Origin of the sequence: Polaribacter marinus (assembly GCF_022662535.1) — a bacterium.
GTDB lineage: Bacteria > Bacteroidota > Bacteroidia > Flavobacteriales > Flavobacteriaceae > Polaribacter > Polaribacter marinus.
Genome location: NZ_JAKQYM010000003.1, coordinates 200,407 through 219,495 on the forward strand (window position 1 = coordinate 200,407; position 19,089 = coordinate 219,495).

13 protein-coding genes are annotated in these 19,089 nt (G+C 32.4%); 11 read left to right on the plus strand and 2 right to left on the minus strand.

From position 1 onward, the window contains the following. The first annotated feature begins 48 nt into the window (after positions 1 to 48). The 5 genes from ilvB to MC378_RS05980 all read left to right on the plus strand — a co-directional run bounded on the left by ilvB (position 49) and on the right by MC378_RS05980 (position 6,845). On the plus strand, positions 49 to 1,782 hold the full coding sequence (gene ilvB / locus MC378_RS05960; RefSeq protein WP_242177835.1) for a biosynthetic-type acetolactate synthase large subunit: 1,734 nt from the start codon (positions 49 to 51) through the stop codon (positions 1,780 to 1,782). A 1-nt stretch (position 1,783) separates the two neighbouring features. Next, complete coding sequence (ilvN, locus tag MC378_RS05965; protein ID WP_242177836.1) at positions 1,784 to 2,314, plus strand: acetolactate synthase small subunit; 531 nt, start codon at positions 1,784 to 1,786, stop codon at positions 2,312 to 2,314. Positions 2,315 to 2,324: 10 nt separating this feature from the next. Next, complete coding sequence (ilvC, locus tag MC378_RS05970; RefSeq protein WP_242177837.1) at positions 2,325 to 3,803, plus strand: ketol-acid reductoisomerase; 1,479 nt, start codon at positions 2,325 to 2,327, stop codon at positions 3,801 to 3,803. Between the two features lie 8 nt (positions 3,804 to 3,811). After that, positions 3,812 to 5,074 carry a threonine ammonia-lyase IlvA gene (gene ilvA, locus MC378_RS05975; RefSeq protein WP_242177838.1) on the plus strand — a complete coding sequence of 421 codons (1,263 nt, stop codon included), beginning with the start codon at positions 3,812 to 3,814 and terminating at the stop codon, positions 5,072 to 5,074. Positions 5,075 to 5,252: 178 nt separating this feature from the next. Beyond that, on the plus strand, positions 5,253 to 6,845 hold the full coding sequence (locus MC378_RS05980; RefSeq protein ID WP_242177839.1) for an NADP-dependent glyceraldehyde-3-phosphate dehydrogenase: 1,593 nt from the start codon (positions 5,253 to 5,255) through the stop codon (positions 6,843 to 6,845). A gap of 78 nt (positions 6,846 to 6,923) precedes the next feature. Here MC378_RS05980 and MC378_RS05985 read toward each other — a convergent pair whose 3' ends face one another. Next, entirely contained in the window at positions 6,924 to 7,751 is an 828-nt protein-coding gene (locus tag MC378_RS05985; protein ID WP_242177840.1) for a universal stress protein, read from the minus strand. Positions 7,752 to 7,925: 174 nt separating this feature from the next. Between MC378_RS05985 and rimP the strand changes: the two genes are divergently transcribed. From rimP to infB, 3 genes are all read left to right on the plus strand, one after another. Then, entirely contained in the window at positions 7,926 to 8,387 is a 462-nt protein-coding gene (gene rimP, locus MC378_RS05990; RefSeq protein ID WP_242177841.1) for a ribosome assembly cofactor RimP, read from the plus strand. A gap of 11 nt (positions 8,388 to 8,398) precedes the next feature. Next, positions 8,399 to 9,655, plus strand: a complete 1,257-nt coding sequence (nusA, locus tag MC378_RS05995; protein WP_242177842.1) for a transcription termination factor NusA — start codon at positions 8,399 to 8,401, stop codon at positions 9,653 to 9,655. A 62-nt stretch (positions 9,656 to 9,717) separates the two neighbouring features. Beyond that, positions 9,718 to 12,552 carry a translation initiation factor IF-2 gene (infB, locus tag MC378_RS06000; RefSeq protein ID WP_242177843.1) on the plus strand — a complete coding sequence of 945 codons (2,835 nt, stop codon included), beginning with the start codon at positions 9,718 to 9,720 and terminating at the stop codon, positions 12,550 to 12,552. 73 nt (positions 12,553 to 12,625) lie between these two features. On the opposite strand, the gene MC378_RS06005 is transcribed toward infB, so the two are convergent. After that, positions 12,626 to 12,994 (minus strand): SPOR domain-containing protein, encoded by a 369-nt coding sequence (locus tag MC378_RS06005; protein WP_242177844.1) that lies wholly within the window; start codon positions 12,992 to 12,994, stop codon positions 12,626 to 12,628. Between the two features lie 199 nt (positions 12,995 to 13,193). Between MC378_RS06005 and MC378_RS06010 the strand changes: the two genes are divergently transcribed. The 3 genes from MC378_RS06010 to nrfD all read left to right on the plus strand — a co-directional run bounded on the left by MC378_RS06010 (position 13,194) and on the right by nrfD (position 19,087). Next, positions 13,194 to 14,483: a c-type cytochrome gene (locus tag MC378_RS06010; RefSeq protein ID WP_242177845.1), complete on the plus strand. Its 1,290-nt coding sequence runs from the start codon at positions 13,194 to 13,196 to the stop codon at positions 14,481 to 14,483. 73 nt (positions 14,484 to 14,556) lie between these two features. Continuing rightward, positions 14,557 to 17,610 (plus strand): TAT-variant-translocated molybdopterin oxidoreductase, encoded by a 3,054-nt coding sequence (locus MC378_RS06015; RefSeq protein WP_242177846.1) that lies wholly within the window; start codon positions 14,557 to 14,559, stop codon positions 17,608 to 17,610. 22 nt (positions 17,611 to 17,632) lie between these two features. Beyond that, the gene (gene nrfD / locus MC378_RS06020) at positions 17,633 to 19,087 is read left to right on the plus strand and encodes an NrfD/PsrC family molybdoenzyme membrane anchor subunit (RefSeq protein ID WP_242177847.1); all 1,455 of its coding nucleotides are present in this window, start codon (positions 17,633 to 17,635) and stop codon (positions 19,085 to 19,087) included. Positions 19,088 to 19,089: the final 2 nt, after the last annotated feature.

Consider the following 19,089-nt stretch of genomic DNA (forward strand, 5'->3'; position numbering starts at 1 on the left):
AGACAAGAGAAAATAGTTCTCTATTCTTTAATCTAAACAAGAAATAATATGGAAACACAAACCATAAAAAACAAAGAAACTTCAACAAAAGTTACAGAAAGAATCTCTGGAAGCGAGGCAATTGTTAGATGCTTAATTGAAGAAGATACTAAAATAATTTACGGATATCCTGGTGGAGCAATTATGCCAGTCTATGACGAATTGTATAAGTATCAAGATAAAATTCATCATGTTTTAACACGTCATGAACAAGGTGCCACACATTCTGCACAAGGTTTTGCAAGAATTTCTGGTAAAGTAGGAGTGTGTATTGCAACTTCTGGTCCGGGTGCAACCAATTTAATTACAGGTATTGCAGATGCACAAATAGACTCTACACCAATGGTGTGTATCACAGGGCAAGTTTTTTCTCATTTATTAGGAAGTGATGCGTTTCAAGAAACCGATATTGTTGGTATTTCAACTCCGGTTACAAAATGGAATTGTCAAGTCACCAAAGCATCTGATATTCCAGAAGTATTGGCAAAAGCTTTTTATATTGCAAAAAGTGGGAGACCAGGACCTGTCTTAATCGATATTACTAAGGATGCTCAAATGGAAATGTTCGATTTTTCATATGAAAAATGTACAAAAGTTAGAAGTTATATTCCTATTCCAAAAACAGCTGTTTCTTCTGTAGAAGCTGCTGCAAAATTAATTAATGGGGCTAAAAAACCATTAGTAGTTTGGGGACAAGGAGTAATTTTAAGCGAAGCGGAAGAAGCGTTTAAAGCGGTAATTGAAAAAGCAGGAATTCCATCTGCTTGGACAATCTTAGGTGCTTCTGCAATTCCTACTTCGCATCCTTTAAATGTTGGTATGGTGGGTATGCATGGTAATTATGCACCCAATGTTTTAACTAACGAATGTGATGTGTTAATTGCAATTGGTATGCGTTTCGACGATCGTGTTACTGGAAGTATAAATACGTATGCGAAACAAGCCAAAGTAATTCATTTTGAAATTGATCCGGCAGAAATAGATAAAAATGTAAAAACAGATGTAGCAGTTTTAGGGGATGCAAAAGTCAGCTTAGAATTACTATTACCAATGTTAAATAAAAACACGCATCCAGAATGGCGTCAAAAATTTGCAGAGTTGTATGCTGTTGAGTATGAAAAAGTAATTAAAAATGATTTGTATCCAACGAAAGAAGGATTAACAATGGCTGAGGTTTTAAAAGAAATTAATATTCAAAGTAAGGGAAATGCAGCAATTGTAAGTGATGTTGGTCAGCATCAAATGATTGCTTGTAGATATGCAGAATTCAATCAAACAAAAAGTAATATTACTTCTGGTGGATTAGGAACAATGGGCTTTGGTTTACCAGCAGCAATTGGAGCTAAAATGGCAGCTCCAGATAGAGAAGTTGTTTCTATTTCTGGTGATGGAGGTTACCAAATGACCATTCAAGAATTAGGAACTATTTTTCAGCAAAAAGCAGCCGTAAAAGTTGTGGTTTTAAATAATGATTTTTTAGGAATGGTGCGTCAATGGCAACAATTATTTTTTGACAAACGTTATGCATCAACAGAAATGGTAAATCCAAATTTTGTAGCTATTGCAGAAGGATATTATATAAAAGCAAAGAAAGTAACTAAGCGAGAAGAACTAGCAGATGCAGTTGCAGAAATGATGGCAAGTAAAGAGGCTTACTTTTTAGAGGTTTGTGTAGAAAAAGAAGGAAATGTGTTTCCTATGATTCCTACAGGAGCAAGTGTTTCAGACATAAGACTAGAATAAGATGAGTACAGAAAAACAATTATACACAGTATCTATTTATACAGAAAACAATATTGGATTGTTGAATCGAATTTCAGCAATTTTCCAAAGAAGACATATAAATATAGAGAGTTTAAACACTTCTCCATCAGAAATTGAAGGAGTTTCTAGGTTTACGGTTGTAGTGAAAATGACCGAAGAAAACATGAAGAAAATTATAGGTCAAATAGAAAAACAAATAGAGGTTATAAAGGCGTTTTATCATAATGATGAAGAAACGATTTATCAAGAATCTTGCATTTTTAAAATGAAATCAGATTTACTTTTTGATGAACGTCAAATTCAGAATATTATTAAAGAAAGTAACGCAAGAATTGTTACCGTAAATAAAGATTTTTTTGTGATTGAAAAATCAGGAAAAAAAGAAGAAATAGAATTACTATACAGGGAGTTATCTGTATTTGGAATAATGCAATTTACTCGTTCTGGAAGAATATCCGTAACTAAAGAAGAAATGAAAATATCAACCTTGTTAGAAACATACAATAATTAAATAAAAAGAAATGTCAAATTATTTTAACACATTAACATTAAGAGAGAAATTAGAACAATTAGGAAAATGTCGCTTTATGAATGCTTCTGAATTTGAAGATGGAGTAAACGCATTAAAAGGAAAGAAAATTGTTATTGTGGGCTGTGGAGCACAAGGTTTAAATCAAGGTTTAAACATGAGAGATTCTGGCTTAGATATTTCTTATACATTAAGGCAGGCAGCAATTGATCAAAAAAGAGAATCTTATGTAAATGCAACTTCGAACGGATTTACAGTTGGTACTTATGATGAATTATTACCAACAGCAGATTTAGTGATTAACTTAACTCCAGACAAACAACACACAAAAGTTGTGGCTACAATAATGCCTTTAATGAAAAAAGGAGCAACATTATCGTATTCTCACGGATTTAATATTGTTGAGGAAGGAACTCAAATTCGTAAAGATTTAACGGTAATTATGGTAGCCCCAAAATGCCCGGGATCTGAAGTTAGAGAAGAATATAAAAGAGGATTTGGAGTGCCAACCTTAATTGCAGTTCATCCAGAGAATGACCCAGAAGGAAAAGGTTGGGCACAAGCAAAAGCATATGCAGTAGCCACAGGAGGACATAAGGCAGGGGTCTTAGAATCTTCTTTTGTTGCTGAGGTAAAATCTGATTTAATGGGGGAACAAACGATTTTATGTGGTTTGTTACAAACAGGAGCAATTCTATCTTTCGATAAAATGGTAGAAGAAGGTGTTGAGCCAAGTTATGCTGCAAAATTAATTCAATTTGGTTGGGAAACAGTAACAGAAGCTTTAAAACATGGAGGAATTACTAATATGATGGATAGATTGTCCAATCCTGCAAAAATTGAAGCATTTAGAATTTCAGAAGAATTAAAAGACATAATGCGTCCGTTGTTTCAAAAACATATGGATGATATTATGACGGGGCATTTCTCAAAAACAATGATGGAAGACTGGGCAAATGATGATAAAAATTTATTAACTTGGAGAGCAGCAACAGGTGATACTGCATTTGAAAAACAACAAATTACAGATCAGGAAATTTCTGAACAAGAATATTTTGATCATGGAACTTTATTGGTTGCCTTTGTAAGATCGGGTGTAGAGTTAGCTTTTGAAGCAATGACAGATTCAGGAATTATTGCTGCTTCTGCATATTATGAATCTTTACATGAAACACCATTAATTGCCAATACAATTGCACGAAAAAAATTATATGAAATGAACCGTGTAATTTCTGATACGGCAGAATATGGTTGTTACTTATTCGATCATGCTTGTAAGCCTTTGTTAGCAGATTTCATGAAATCGGTTTCAACGGATGTTATTGGTAAGAAATTTACGGATTCAAATGAAGTTGATAACCAAGAATTAATTAGAGTTAATAGTATTATTAGAAATCATCCTGTAGAAAAAGTTGGAGCAAAATTAAGAGCGTCTATGACTGCAATGAAAGTAATAAAAACCGAAGTATAATTCCATTTATGGAAACAGAAACCATATATTTTCCAAGTATAAAGAATATAAAAGCTGCATCTTTAAGATTAAAAGATGTAGCATCTGTAACTCCTTTGACGCTAAATTTACAGAATTCAAAGAAATTTGATAGTAACATTTTGTTTAAAAGAGAAGATTTACAAGTTGTACGCTCTTATAAAATTAGAGGTGCGTATAATAAAATGTCTTCTTTAACTGAGGATGAGAAAGCAAACGGAATTGTTTGTGCAAGTGCAGGAAACCATGCGCAAGGTGTTGCATTGTCTTGTAAATTATTGCAAATAAAAGGAACCATTTACATGCCTTCTCCAACACCAAATCAAAAGATAGAGCAAGTAAAAATGTTTGGTGAAGAATTTATAAATATTGTTATTGAAGGTGATACTTTTGACGATGCTTATCATGCAGCAATTGTAGACTGTAAAGCAAAAGAGAAAACATTTATTCATCCTTTTAATGACGAAAAAGTGATTGAAGGGCAAGCAACAGTTGGTCTGGAAATACTGAGTCAAACAGATAAAAAAATAGACTACGTTTTTGTGCCTGTTGGAGGTGGTGGTTTGTCTTCAGGCTTGTCATCAGTGTTTAAAGAGTTTTCACCAGAAACAAAAATAATTGGAGTAGAACCAGAAGGGGCACCCTCTATGTTAACATCCTTAAAAAATAAAACAAATACAGCTTTAACTCATATAGATGCTTTTGTAGATGGAGCAGCTGTTAAAAAAGTGGGCGACTTAACTTTTGCAATTTGTCGGCAAAATTTACATGATATGATTACCGTACCAGAAGGAAAAATCTGTCAAACAATTTTAGATTTGTATAATAAAGATGCAATAGTGGTTGAGCCTGCCGGTGCTTTAAGTATTGCTGCATTAGATTTTTTTGCAGATGAAATAAAAGGGAAAAATGTAGTTTGCGTGATCAGTGGAAGTAATAATGATATTACAAGAACTGCAGAAATAAAAGAACGCGCTTTGTTATATGCAGATTTAAAGCATTATTTTATTATAAAATTTCCACAAAGAGCAGGTGCTTTAAAAGAATTTTTGGTCGATATTTTAGGGCCAAATGATGATATTACCCATTTCGAATATACTAAGAAAACAAATAGAGAAAACGGTGCCGCTGTTGTAGGTCTAGAGTTAAAATCATCTAAAGATTTAGAACCATTAATTCTTAAGATGAAAGAAAGAAATTTCTTTGGAGATTATTTAAACAATAAGCCAGATTTATTTCAGTTTTTGGTTTAGTTGTATCCTTTTTATTATCTAAATAAGACAAAAGAACTCAACATTTATTTCGTTTTTTCACACCTTTTATTTGCAATATTAAAGGTGTTTTAGTGTTATTTTTCGTTAATTTGAACTTGCTAATTTTAATCTAAATAGATTATTGAAGTTTTAGACTTCAATTCTAAATTCAAAATTTATGAAACAAGAGTTTTTAGAAATTCCAAATGCATATAAAATAGATGCATTGCTGCATCAACAAACATATTTAGTAGATGGTGAATTAAGAGAATGGTCAGGAGCAACATCAGAAGTTACTTCTACAATTTCATCAACGAAAGTGTACAAACCTACCTTGTTAGGAACCATACCAACATTAACAGAAAAAGAAGCTTTAGAGGCTTTAGAAGCTGCCAATAAAGCATATGATAGAGGTCAGGGATTGTGGCCAACGACAAAGGTTGAAGACCGAATTAATTGCATGGAAAAATTTACTGCCCAAATGAAAACCAAAAGAGCAGAAATTGTAAAATTTTTAATGTGGGAAATAGGTAAATCTTTAACAGATTCAGAAAAAGAATTTGATAGAACTGTAGATTATATCTATGATTCTATTGAGGAATATAAACAAATGGATAGAGATTCTGCTAAGTTTGAAAAACATAGCGGAGTTCATGCACATATTAGAAGAGGACCATTAGGAGTTGTATTGTGTTTAGCTCCGTATAATTATCCTTTAAATGAAACATTTGCTTTGTTAATTCCTGCATTATTAATGGGAAATACAGTAGTTTTTAAACCTGCAAAACAAGGTGTTTTATTATTGTCTCCTTTATTAGAAGCTTTTCAAAATAGTTTTCCGGCTGGAGTTGTTAATATTATTTATGGTAGAGGAAGAACTTTGGCAACGCCAATTATGAAAACTGGTAAGGTAGATGTGTTAGCGTTGATTGGAAATAGTAAATCTGCAAATGCAATACAAGAAAATCATCCAAATAAAAACAGATTGCGTTTGGTATTTGGTTTAGAGGCTAAAAACCCAGCAATTGTTTTACCGGATGCTGATTTAGATTTGGCTATTAATGAATGTTTAGCAGGTGCAACATCTTTTAATGGACAGCGTTGTACTGCATTAAAAATATTATACGTTCATGAGAATGTTGTTGAAGAGTTTAATAAGCGTTTTTCTGAAAAAGTAGATGCTTTAAAATTTGGAAACCCTTGGGAAGAAAATGTAAAATTAACTCCTTTGCCAGAACCAGGTAAACCAGCTTATATTCAAGAACTAATTGATGATGCCAAAGAAAAAGGAGCAAAAATCATTAATAAAAAAGGAGGATTAACCTCAGAAAATTATATTTTTCCCGCAGTTTTATATCCTGTAAATAAAAAAATGCGTGTTTTTCATGAAGAGCAATTTGGACCCGTAACTCCAATTGTTTCGTTTAAAAATATTAATGAGCCTTTAGATGATATGGCGGCGTCTAATTACGGACAACAAGTAAGTGTTTTTGGTAGTGATGTAGCAATATTAGCTCCTTTAATTGATAGGCTTGTTAACTTGGTTTGTAGAGTAAATTTAAACAGTTCTTGTCAACGTGGACCAGATGTATATCCGTTTACTGGTAGAAAAGATTCTGCAGTAGCAACCTTAAGTGTACATGATGCATTGCGGTCTTTTTCAATTAGAACATTTGTTGCCTCTAAAGACACGGAATATAACAATGCAATTTTACAAGAATTATTAGATAAGAAAACATCTAATTTTATTAGTACTGATTATATTTTGTAATAAAAATTAAAACTAGTCTATACCAAAAAAAACCTTCTTTTGCCGAAGTAAACTCAGCAAAAGAAGGTTTTTCTATGATTATACTTTAATTGTTAACATTGGCTTTAAGGCGCTTTTTGATAGGTTTTTAGTAACACTTGCAGAGAATAAATGAGACAAACCACTTCTACCATGTGTACTCAATGCAATAATATCGGCATTGATATCTCTAGAGAAATTTAAAATTCCACTTTCAATAGACGTATCATTATAAATGTTTATAGAATGCTTAGGTAGTTTGAATTCTTTTATAAAACCTTTTACTTTTTCTTTTGCATCGTGAGTACTTTCAAAATTTGAAGGTGTATTTACTTTTAAAAGATGAATTTTACTATCAAAAGCATTTGCGAAATCTAAAAACTTACGAAATACTTCTTTGTTGTCGTTTTTAAAACTAGATGCAAAGACTAAATTCTTTAATTTAAATTTTTCATCGTCTTTTTTAACTACAAGAACAGGTACTGTAGAGGTTCTTACTACTTTTTCTGTATTAGATCCAATTAAAATTTCTTCAAATTCAGAATGACCTTTAGAACCCATTACAATTAAATCTGCATTAATTTTATCTGCATATTTTTGAATTCCTTCATGAGGGTTTTGTAATTTAATAGAATAAGAAACTCGAGTTTTTTTAGAAAAGAAATTTTCTTTAAAACTAATGATACGTTCTCTTGTCATTCTTAAATAAAGCATGCTTTCTGGAATGCTAAACTTACTCCCAGACCCCATGTCTACAACACCTGAGGGTAATTCTATTAAATGTAAAAGAAAAATTTCACTGTTAGATTTTTTAGCAATTCTAGCAGCCATTTTTGCTGCGTATTCAGATTGTTTTGAGAAATCTATTGGGACTAAAATTCTTTTCATAACTTGGGAATTAGAATTAAAATTAATGGATATTTAAAGTTACAAAAAATATTTGAATTAAACTCAATTTGGTAAGTCGCAAACATTTAGTATATTTGCACCGAAAATTATAACAGATGAAAAATGAAGGGGACTTATAAGTCCCCTCTTTTTATATTTTATTTTAAGATTTAAATGGACCAAACTAAGGTAAGAGATTTAGTAGATGAAGCGTTGGCGTTGAATGAATCATTATATTTGATAGATTTAGAAATATCTTCAAACAATAAGATTCAAGTTATAGTAGATGGAGATAATGGAGTCCCTTTAAGTGAGTGTATTAGGATTAGTAAAAGTATAGATGCCAATTTAGATAGAGAAGAAGAAGATTTTTCGCTAGAAGTATCTACTCCAGACATCTCGCATCCATTAAAAGTAAAAAGACAATACATTAAGAATATTAATAGATTGTTAAAAGTAAAAACCACAGATGAAGAATTTGAAGGCACTTTAGTAGAAGCTAATGAAAATCAAATTGTTTTAAACTGGAAAGCAAGAGAACCAAAACCGATAGGTAAAGGAAAAGTTACTGTAGAAAAAACAGCAACTATTCTATATAAGGATATTAAAGAAGCAAAAGTGAAGATTGTATTTTAAGCAAAAATGTAATGGAAAATATAGCATTAATTGATTCGTTTTCAGAATTTAAAGATAATAAAAGTATAGACAGGGTAACTCTAATGTCTATTTTAGAAGAAGTATTTAGAGCTGCCTTAAAACGTAAATTTGGGTCTGATGATAATTTTGATATTATTATTAACCCAGATAAAGGAGATTTAGAAATTTGGAGAAATAGAGTTGTTGTTGCCGATGGTTTTTCTGAAGATGATAACGAAGAAATAGAACTTGCAGAGGCAAGATTAATTGAGCCAGATTTTGAAATTGGCGAAGATGTTTCTGAAGAGGTAAAACTTATTGATTTAGGAAGAAGAGCTATTTTAGCATTACGACAAAATTTAATTTCTAAAATTTACGAACACGATAGTACAAATATCTTTAAACATTTTAAAGATCTAGAAGGAGATTTGTACACAGCAGAAGTACATCACATTCGTCACAATGCAATTATCTTGTTAGATGATGATGGTAATGAAATTGTATTGCCAAAAAGTGAACAAATTCGTTCAGATTTCTTTAGAAAAGGAGATTCTGTAAGAGGGGTTATCAAATCGGTAGAATTAAGAGGTAATAAGCCAGCAATAATACTTTCTAGAACTTCACCATTGTTTTTAAATAAATTATTTGAACAAGAAATACCAGAAGTTTTCGATGGTTTAATTACAGTTGAAGGTGTCGCAAGAATTCCTGGTGAAAAAGCAAAAGTAGCTGTAGATTCTTACGATGATAGAATAGATCCAGTTGGAGCTTGTGTTGGTGTAAAAGGGTCTAGAATTCACGGCATTGTCCGCGAATTAGGAAATGAAAATATCGACGTAATCAATTATACTAAAAACGAACAGTTATTTATTTCTAGAGCCTTAAGTCCTGCAAAAGTGACATCAATGGAAATAGAAATGTATGATGAAGAAAGAAACGGTAAAAAAGGACGTGTAAGCGTGCTTTTAAAACCAGAAGAAGTCTCTAAAGCAATAGGTAGAGGTGGTGTTAATATTCGTTTGGCAAGTGAATTAACAGGTTACGAAATTGATGTTAAGAGAGAAGGTTTAGAAGAAGAAGATGTAGAATTAACAGAATTTATAGATGAAATTGAAGACTGGGTAATAACAGAATTCAAAAAAATTGGTTTAGATACAGCAAGAAGTGTCTTAGAAACAAGTGTGGCAGAATTGGTTAGAAGAACCGATTTAGAAGAAGAAACAATTTTAGATGTTCAAAGAATCTTGAAAGAAGAGTTCGAAGAATAATCAACAGTTAAAGTACGGTAAGAAAAGTATATTTTTACAAATTAAAGGCTAAAAAATAATATATGTCTGAAGGCAAAACAATGAGGCTTAATAAGGTTTTAAGAGAATTAAATATTTCTCTTGATAGAGCAGTAGAATTCTTAGCAGATAAAGGTCATGAAATAGAATCGAGACCAACTACTAAAATTTCTGGTGATGTCTATCAAGTGTTACTAGATGGCTTCCAAACAGATGCTAGCAAAAAAGCTGCATCTAAAGAAGTTGGCGAAGAAAAACGTAAAGAGAAAGAAGCAATTCGCCTTGAACATGAAGCTAAGTTAGAAAAGAAAAGAGCAGAAGAGGTTAAGAAGGAAGAGATTCTTAAAGCCAAGGCAGATAAATTACAGTTTAAAACTGTAGGTAAAATCGATATAGAAAATATCGGTAATAAAAAAGCTGAAGTTAAAAAAGAAGAAGTAAAGAAAGAAGAACAACCACCTCTAGAGAAAGTAGAAGAGCCTAAAAAAGAAGTTGTTGTTGAAGAAATAAAGAAAACAGAAGAGAAGCCTGTAAAAGAATCTGTTAAGCCTATTGAAGAAAAGCCTAAGAAAGTAGAAGTTAAGCCTGCTGCTAAAAAGGAAGCAATTATAGACTTAGAGGTTAAGAAAAACATTAAGAAAGAGGTTGAGGTAAAAAAAGAAACCCCTAAAGAAATTACTGCAGAAAATGCAGAAGCTATCAAAACTCAGTATAAAAAGTTAGATGGTCCTAGAATTACAGGAAAAACAATCGACTTAAAACAATTCGAAAAGCCTAAAAAGAAAAAACCTGAAGCTAAAAAAGATGCAAATGCAGACGCTAAAAAGAAGCGTAAACGTATCGTAAGCAAGCCTGGAACAAATTCTAGTAATAGAGGAGGTCAAGGAAATAATAGAGGGGCTCAAGGAAATAATAGACCAGGATTCAGAGGAGGAAGAGGAAACCAAAGACCTGCAGCAGTTAAAAAAGAAGAACCAACAGAAGCAGAAATCCAGAAGCAAGTTAGAGAAACTCTAGAAAAACTTCAAGGAAAATCTTCTAGAGGAAAAGGTGCAAAATACCGTAGAAATAAAAGAGATGCTCACAGAGAACAAACAGAGGCAGAACAAGAAGCACAAGCATTAGATAATAAAATCTTAAAAGTAACAGAATTTGTTACGGTAAGTGAAGTTGCTACGATGATGGATGTTCCTGTAACAAATATTATTTCGGCATGTATGTCTTTAGGTATGATGGTAACAATGAATCAGCGTTTAGACGCAGAAACATTGGTTATTGTTGCGGAAGAATTCAATCATAAAGTTGAGTTTATTGGAGCTGAAGTAGAAGAATCTATTGAAGAAGTAGTAGATAAACCAGAAGATTTAGAAACTCGTGCACCAATTATTACGGTAATGGGGCATGTAGATCATGGTAAAACATCTTTATTAGATTATATTAGAAAAGCAAATGTTATTGATGGAGAAAGTGGAGGAATTACGCAACATATTGGTGCTTATTCTGTAAATGTAGGAGATCAAAAAATAGCATTTTTAGATACACCGGGTCACGAAGCCTTTACAGCAATGCGTGCACGTGGAGCACAGGTAACAGATTTAGTAATTATTGTGGTTGCAGCAGATGATGATGTGATGCCACAGACAAAAGAAGCAATTTCTCATGCGCAAGCAGCGGGAGTTCCTATCATATTTGCTATTAATAAAATTGATAAACCTAATGCCAATCCGGATAATGTGAAAACACAATTATCTTCAATGAATTTATTAATTGAAGAATGGGGAGGAAACATTCAATCGCAAGATATTTCTGCTAAAACAGGAGAAGGTATTCCTGAATTATTAGAAAAAGTGTTATTAGAAGCAGAAATTTTAGAATTGAAAGCAAACCCTAATAAAAATGCAGTTGGTGCGGTTGTTGAAGCTTTACTAGATAAAGGAAGAGGATATGTTTCTACAATTTTAGTACAAGCAGGAACTTTAAAAATTGGAGATTACTTGTTAGCAGGTAAACACAGTGGTAAAGTTAGAGCAATGTTTGATGATAAAGGAAATAATTTAAAAGTTGCAGGTCCTTCTACTCCAGTATCTATTTTAGGTTTAGATGGAGCGCCACAAGCAGGTGATAAATTTGTTGTATTTGATGATGAACGAGAAGCAAAACAAATTGCATCTAAACGTTCTCAACTTCAACGTGAGCAATCCGTAAGAACTCAGAAAACATTAACGTTAGATGAAATAGGACGTAGAATTGCTTTAGGTGACTTTAAAGAGTTGAATATTATCTTAAAAGGTGATGTAGATGGTTCTGTAGAAGCATTAACAGATTCTTTCCAAAAATTATCTACTGAAGAAATTCAAGTAAATATTTTGCATAAAGGAGTTGGAGCCATTACAGAAAGTGATGTGTTATTAGCAACCGCCTCTGATGCAATTATAGTAGGGTTTAATGTGCGTCCTCAAGGAAATGCAAGAGCCGTAGCAGATAGAGAAGAAGTAGATATTAGAACTTACTCTATTATTTATGCCGCTATCAATGACTTAAAAGATGCCATGGAAGGAATGTTATCTCCAGAAATGAAAGAAGAAGTTACAGGTAACGTAGAAATTAGAGAGGTTTATAAAATTTCTAAAGTTGGTAACATTGCAGGTTGTATGGTAATGTCTGGTAAAATCTTTAGAGATTCTCAAATAAGAATAATTAGAGACGGAATTGTAGTTCATGACGGTACTTTAACATCACTTAAGCGTTTTAAAGACGATGTAAGAGAAGTTGCTAAAGGATATGACTGTGGACTTCAGATCAAGAACTATAATGATATTCAAGAAGGCGATGTAATTGAAGCTTATAAAGAAGTTGCAGTTAAAAAGAAGCTAAAATAAACGAATATTTTATATACAAAAAAAGCCGAAATTCTTCTGAATTTCGGCTTTTTTATGTTTGCTCTTTTTTTAATTATTTCCCCATAGGTATAACAATAATTCCAGAAAACTTTTCAGAGAAATTAACAATAGCTTTATCTGCTTCTAATCTAGTTTTGTAATTTCCTACCTGTACCTTCCAATCAGGAGAGTCGAATTTTAATTTTGAATACACATCAGGAAATAATACTTTAAACTTACTATGTAAACTTCTAGCTTTTTGTTCGGGTCCATTGTATAATTGAATTCGATATCCGAAACCAAATTTTTTATTATAAGCCCTTTTCTTTTCTATTAATTCTTTTACTTTCTTACTGCTATTTGTGTTGTTTTGTGCAGAAATTTTAACAGTTCCTGCAAAAAATCCAGTTAAAAATAGGGTTATTAGTATCGTTTTCTTCATTTTAAATTTTGTTTCTACAAAAATAACGACTTGTAATAGAATAAATTGAAGTCAAATCTTATTTAGAATTATTATAAATTAAATTTAACATTCTTTTAGCTTTTAAAAATTTAGCAATAAGTAGTACTTTTGTCAAACTGTTTGAAAAGTATGTTTTTGAACGAATTTATACACATTACTAAAATAATAGTTTGTAAATATGAAAAGTGTAGCACTACACAATAGACTAACCTCATTACTTTTAAAGAGTATTACGTTACTTTTATTTTTTGCATTTAGCTTGTCTTCTTATTCTCAAGATGTAGATGAAGCTCGTCAAAAAGAAGGAAGAAAATTATTTAAATCTTTATGTGCTTCTTGTCACAAGTTAGACAAGAAACTTATTGGGCCAGCTTTAGGTGGTGTAGAAGATCGTAGAGAAAATGACTGGTTAAAATCTTGGATTAAAGACAATGCAGCGTTAAGATCTTCTGGAGATTCTGACGCAAATGCAATTTTTGATGAGTACAATGGAGCGTCAATGACTGCTTTTCCTCAGTTAACAGATCAAAATATAGATGATATTTTATATTATACTACTGTTGGAGATCCTGTAAAAAAAGGGGCTGCTGTAGTTACTGAAGCTGGTCAAAAGTCTAATGAAAGCCCAAAGTGGTTGATTTATATTTTAGCCGCAGCAATTATTGTAGCGTTTTTGATTATTGCTAGTTTGTTAAAAACAATTAGCGAATTAAAAGGAGCGCCAAAAACACCTGGAGCAATTGCTAGTTTAAATGAAGTTTGGGAAGGTTTTAAACAGAACACATTTTTAAAAGTAATGTGTACAATCTTTATTTTATTAATGGGAGCATATGTGGTTTTCGGAACTTTGTTTAAAGTTGGTGTAGATCAAGATTATATGCCTCTTCAAGAAATAGCATTCTCACATAAAATTCATGCAGGAGATAATAAAATTGATTGTCAATATTGTCACTCTTCAGCAAAACATAGTAAAACTTCTGGTATACCAACAGCAAATGTTTGTATGAATTGTCATAAAAATATTTCTGAAGTTGCAGAGGATACAAAAGTTGAATGGGATGGAATGACCTATGGTAAAGCAGAGTTAGATAAAGAAATTGCAAAAATTTATGATGCCGTTGGTTGGGATGCTGATAACTTAGAGTATACAGGTAATACAAAACCAATTAAATGGGTAAGAGTTCATAATTTACCAGATTTTGTGTATTTCAATCACTCACAACACGTAACTGTTGCAGGGGTAGCTTGTCAGAAATGCCATGGTCCAGTAGAGGAAATGGATGAAATGTATCAATACTCTCCATTAACAATGGGTTGGTGTATCGATTGTCATAAAGCAACAAAAGTGGATGTAAAAGGTAATGAATATTACACAAAAATTCATGAGCAGTTGGCTAAGAAGTATAATGTTGAGCAAGTAACAATTGCACAATTAGGAGGTAAAGAATGTGGTAAATGTCACTACTAATTCAATAAATTAAAAATTAAAAGATTAAGAAACTTTGTTTTGAAATCTTTCAATCATTAAATAAAAAGTATAAATGGCTTCAAACAAAAAATACTGGCAAAGTGTTGAGGAACTTAAAGGGAGTTCTATTGTTGAAACGTTAAGTAAAAAAGAATTTGTGGAAGAAATTCCTACAGATGATTTTTTAGGTGATAAAGAAACATTAGAAAATTCTTCTACTTCACGTAGAGATTTCTTAAAATATGTTGGTTTCACTACAGCTGCAGCTTCATTAGCGGCTTGTGAGGGGCCAGTAAGAAAGGCTATTCCTTATGTTGTTAAACCTAATGATGTAACTCCTGGAGTTGCTGATTGGTATGCAACTTCTATGGCTGATGGTTATGATTTTGCTAATGTGTTAGTTAAAACACGTGAAGGTCGTCCAATTCAAATAATGCCAAATAAAGATGCAAACGGAACAACCAGTGCTAGAGTACAGGCTGCTGTTTTGTCTTTATATGATGAAAAATTACGTTTACAAGAGCCTTCTAAAGGTGGAGCTACAATTACTTGGTCTGATGCAGATAAAGAAATTGCAGCTAAATTAAACGAATTAAAGGAGGCAAACAAACCAGTTGTTTTATTAACAGGAACGATGGCGAGTCCTTCAACATCTAAAATAGTTGAAGAGTTTATAGCAGCTTATCCAAATATATCACATGTAGTTTATGATGCCGTTTCAGAATCTGGAGCAGCAGATGCTATGTTGGCAATGTATGGTAAACGTACACTACCAAATTATCATTTAGATAAAGCAAAAACAATTGTTTCTTTTGGTGCAGATTTCTTAGGAGATTTTCACGGAGGGTTTGAGAAGCAATATATAGCTGGTAGAAAACCAGAAACTGGAGATATGTCATACCATATTCAGTTTGAAAGTAATATGTCTTTAACAGGTGCAAATTCTGATAAACGTTTGGTTTTAAAGCCTTCTGATCAGGTTTTTGCGTTGTTAAATTTATATAATATAATCACAGGTTCAAATGTTCCTTCAAAAACAACTTCGGTAGACGCAGATGTTAATGCAGCAGCAAAGTCTTTGCAAAAAGCAGGTGCTAAAGGGGTTGTCTTAACAGGTTTGAATGATAAAAATGCACAACTAGTTGCTTTGGCAATCAATAAGGCATTGAATAGTGAAATCATTGATGTAAATAATACATTGAATGTCCGTCAAGGAAATGATACAGAAGTTGCTCAGTTAGTTTCTGATATGAAATCTGGTAAAGTTGCAGGATTAATTTCTTACAATGTTAATCCAATTTATTCATTGTCAAATTCATCGGATTTTTCTGAAGGACTTAAAAAGGTAGAATTATCTGTAGCGTTATCAATAGAAAATAATGAGACTGTTGATGCTTCTACTTTTGCATTGCCAACACCACACTTTTTAGAGTCTTGGGGAGATACTCAATTCGATCAAGTAACTTATGGTTTAATGCAACCAACAATTCAACCATTGTTTAATACCCGTCAAATTCAAGACGTACTATTAAAATGGACAGGCAATTCTGTAAGTTATTATGAATATTTAAAAGGATTTGCTTTGACAAATGTTTTAAATGGGGCTTCTTGGAATACAGCTTTACATAATGGTTTTCATAAAAAAGAAATTTTAGAGGTTGAAGAAACAACGGTTTCTGATATAGTTATTTCAGACGTTGCTTCTCAATTATTAAAATCAACAAAAGCATCTGCTTTTGAATTGAATTTATATACAAAAACTGGTTTAGGAGATGGTAAACAAGCAAACAATCCTTGGTTGCAAGAGTTTCCAGACCCATTAACTAGAGCTTCTTGGGATAACTACTTAACAATGTCTATTGCTGATGCAAGAGCGTTAGGTTTTGCGAATCCTGTAAAAGATAATGGAGCAATTAATGGAGACTATGCAAAAGTTTCTGTAAATGGAAAAGAACTTGTTGTTCCAGTAATGGTTCAGCCAGGTCAAGCAAAAGGTTCTGTAGGTTTAGCTTTAGGTTATGGAAGAACTTTTGGTTTGAAAGATGAAATGAAAGTTGGTGTTAATGCATATACTTTATACACTAATGGAAATAATATACAGTATAATGTTTCTATAGAAAAAGTATCAGGAACGCATAAGTTTGCTTGTACACAAGTACAAAAAACAATTGCAGGTCGTCATGATATTTTAAAAGTAGCAACCTTAAAAGAATATAATAGTTCTGCAGATCCAAAGCATTCTTGGAATAAGCCTGCATTTGTTTCTTATGATCATAATGAAGTAGAAGCTAGTACCATTAATATTTGGGATGAGCACAATAGAGAAATAGGACATCACTTTAACTTATCAATAGATTTAACATCTTGTACTGGTTGTGGGGCTTGTGTAGTTGCATGTCATGCAGAAAACAATGTTCCTGTAGTTGGTAAAAATGAAGTTAGAGTAGGTAGAGATATGCACTGGTTGCGTATTGATAGATATTATTCTTCTGAAGTAGAAACTAGAGAAGAAGCAAAAGAATTAGGGTTAAGTAGAGGAGATACCTATAGAGCTTTAGAAACTGAAGCAGAAAACCCTGAGGTTACTTTTCAACCAATGATGTGTCAACACTGTAATCATGCTCCTTGTGAGACTGTTTGTCCTGTTGCAGCAACATCACATGGTCGTCAAGGTCAAAATCAAATGGCATATAACAGATGTGTAGGTACAAGATATTGTGCAAACAACTGTCCATATAGAGTTCGTCGTTTTAACTGGTTTAATTATTCTAATAATAACGAGTTTGACTTTAACATGAACAATGAGTATGGAAAAATGGTGTTAAATCCTGATGTTGTAGTTCGTTCTAGAGGAGTTATGGAAAAATGCTCTATGTGTATTCAAATGACTCAAGTAACTATTTTAAAAGCAAAAAGAGAAGGAAGAGCTGTAGATACCGATGAGTTTGAAACAGCTTGTTCATCTGCTTGTACAACAGGAGCTATGGTTTTTGGAGATGTTAATAATGAAAAAGACCAAGTAGCAACATTAGCAAAAGATAAAAGAGCTTATCACGTATTAGATTATCTACAAACGAAACCGAATGTAGTGTATCAAGTGAAAGTTAGAAATACAAACGAAGCGTAATTAAAATTTAAGATATAAGAATATGTCTCATTACGAAGCACCTATAAGGGAACCTTTAGTATTAGGTGATAAAAGTTATCACGATATTACCGAAGACATTGCAAAGCCTATAGAAGGAAAAGCAAATAAGAATTGGTATATAGCATTTTATATTTCTTTAGCAGCAATGCTTTGGGGATTTGGATGTATCTTCTATACAGTTGGAACTGGTATTGGAGTCTGGGGATTAAACAAGAACATTGGATGGGCTTGGGATATTACCAACTTTGTTTGGTGGGTAGGTATTGGTCACGCAGGAACATTAATTTCTGCAGTGCTTTTATTATTCCGTCAAAAATGGAGAATGGCAATTAACCGTTCTGCAGAAGCAATGACCATTTTTGCTGTTTTTCAAGCAGGATTGTTTCCTATTATTCACATGGGAAGACCATGGAATGGATACTGGGTATTACCAATTCCTAATCAATTTGGATCATTGTGGGTAAATTTTAACTCTCCACTATTGTGGGATGTTTTTGCAATCTCAACGTATTTATCTGTATCATTAGTTTTCTGGTGGACAGGTTTATTACCAGATTTTGCAATGATTCGTGATAGAGCCGTAAAACCTTTCCAAAAGAAAATATATGCTTTATTAAGTTTTGGTTGGTCTGGTAGAGCAAAAGATTGGCAACGTTTTGAAGAAGTATCTTTAGTACTTGCCGGTTTAGCAACGCCATTAGTGCTTTCTGTACATACAATTGTATCAATGGATTTTGCTACATCTATTAATCCAGGTTGGCACTCAACAATCTTTCCTCCTTATTTCGTAGCTGGGGCAATCTTTTCAGGATTTGCTATGGTGCAAACCTTATTAGGTATAATGAGAAAGGTTACAAACATGGAAGATTATATTACACGTATGCATGTGGAATATATGAACATTGTTATTATCTTAACTGGTGGAATTGTTGCTGTAGCTTATGCAACCGAGTTCTTTATAGCTTGGTATACAGGTTCGCCTTATGAAAATTACACATATTTATCAGTAGGTGCTGCAACTGGACCATATGCTTGGGCATTTTATTCTTTATTATTCTTTAATATCTTAACACCACAGATATTATGGTTTAAAAAGATTAGAAGAAGTTTTATTTGGTCTTTTATTATATCAATATTTATTAATATTGGTATGTGGTTTGAGCGTTTTGATATTATTGCAATTGTATTAAGTAAAGGTCATTTACCATCTACTTGGTGGCGTTTTGAACCAACATTTGTAGACGTAGGTATCTTTATTGGAACTATTGGGTTCTTCTTTGTATTATTTTTATTATATGCAAGAACATTCCCAGTTATTGCGCAAGCAGAAGTAAAAACAATATTGAAATCTTCTGGTGAGTTTTACAAGAAGAGAAGTGAACAAGGTATACCAACTAAACCTGCTATTAAAATAGCAAACTTAGAGGGTGAATCAGATAAAAAAGATAAAGAATAATT

Excerpts from the sequence above, each read along its gene's own strand:
- ilvB (WP_242177835.1), top strand. The coding sequence starts at position 49 with ATGGAAACACAAACCATAAAAAACAAAGAAACTTCAACAAAAGTTACA.
- ilvN (WP_242177836.1), top strand. The coding sequence starts at position 1,784 with ATGAGTACAGAAAAACAATTATACACAGTATCTATTTATACAGAAAAC.
- ilvC (WP_242177837.1), top strand. The coding sequence starts at position 2,325 with ATGTCAAATTATTTTAACACATTAACATTAAGAGAGAAATTAGAACAA.
- ilvA (WP_242177838.1), top strand. The coding sequence starts at position 3,812 with ATGGAAACAGAAACCATATATTTTCCAAGTATAAAGAATATAAAAGCT.
- MC378_RS05980 (WP_242177839.1), top strand. The coding sequence starts at position 5,253 with ATGAAACAAGAGTTTTTAGAAATTCCAAATGCATATAAAATAGATGCA.
- MC378_RS05985 (WP_242177840.1), bottom strand. The coding sequence starts at position 7,751 with ATGAAAAGAATTTTAGTCCCAATAGATTTCTCAAAACAATCTGAATAC.
- rimP (WP_242177841.1), top strand. The coding sequence starts at position 7,926 with ATGGACCAAACTAAGGTAAGAGATTTAGTAGATGAAGCGTTGGCGTTG.
- nusA (WP_242177842.1), top strand. The coding sequence starts at position 8,399 with ATGGAAAATATAGCATTAATTGATTCGTTTTCAGAATTTAAAGATAAT.
- infB (WP_242177843.1), top strand. The coding sequence starts at position 9,718 with ATGTCTGAAGGCAAAACAATGAGGCTTAATAAGGTTTTAAGAGAATTA.
- MC378_RS06005 (WP_242177844.1), bottom strand. The coding sequence starts at position 12,994 with ATGAAGAAAACGATACTAATAACCCTATTTTTAACTGGATTTTTTGCA.
- MC378_RS06010 (WP_242177845.1), top strand. The coding sequence starts at position 13,194 with ATGAAAAGTGTAGCACTACACAATAGACTAACCTCATTACTTTTAAAG.
- MC378_RS06015 (WP_242177846.1), top strand. The coding sequence starts at position 14,557 with ATGGCTTCAAACAAAAAATACTGGCAAAGTGTTGAGGAACTTAAAGGG.
- nrfD (WP_242177847.1), top strand. The coding sequence starts at position 17,633 with ATGTCTCATTACGAAGCACCTATAAGGGAACCTTTAGTATTAGGTGAT.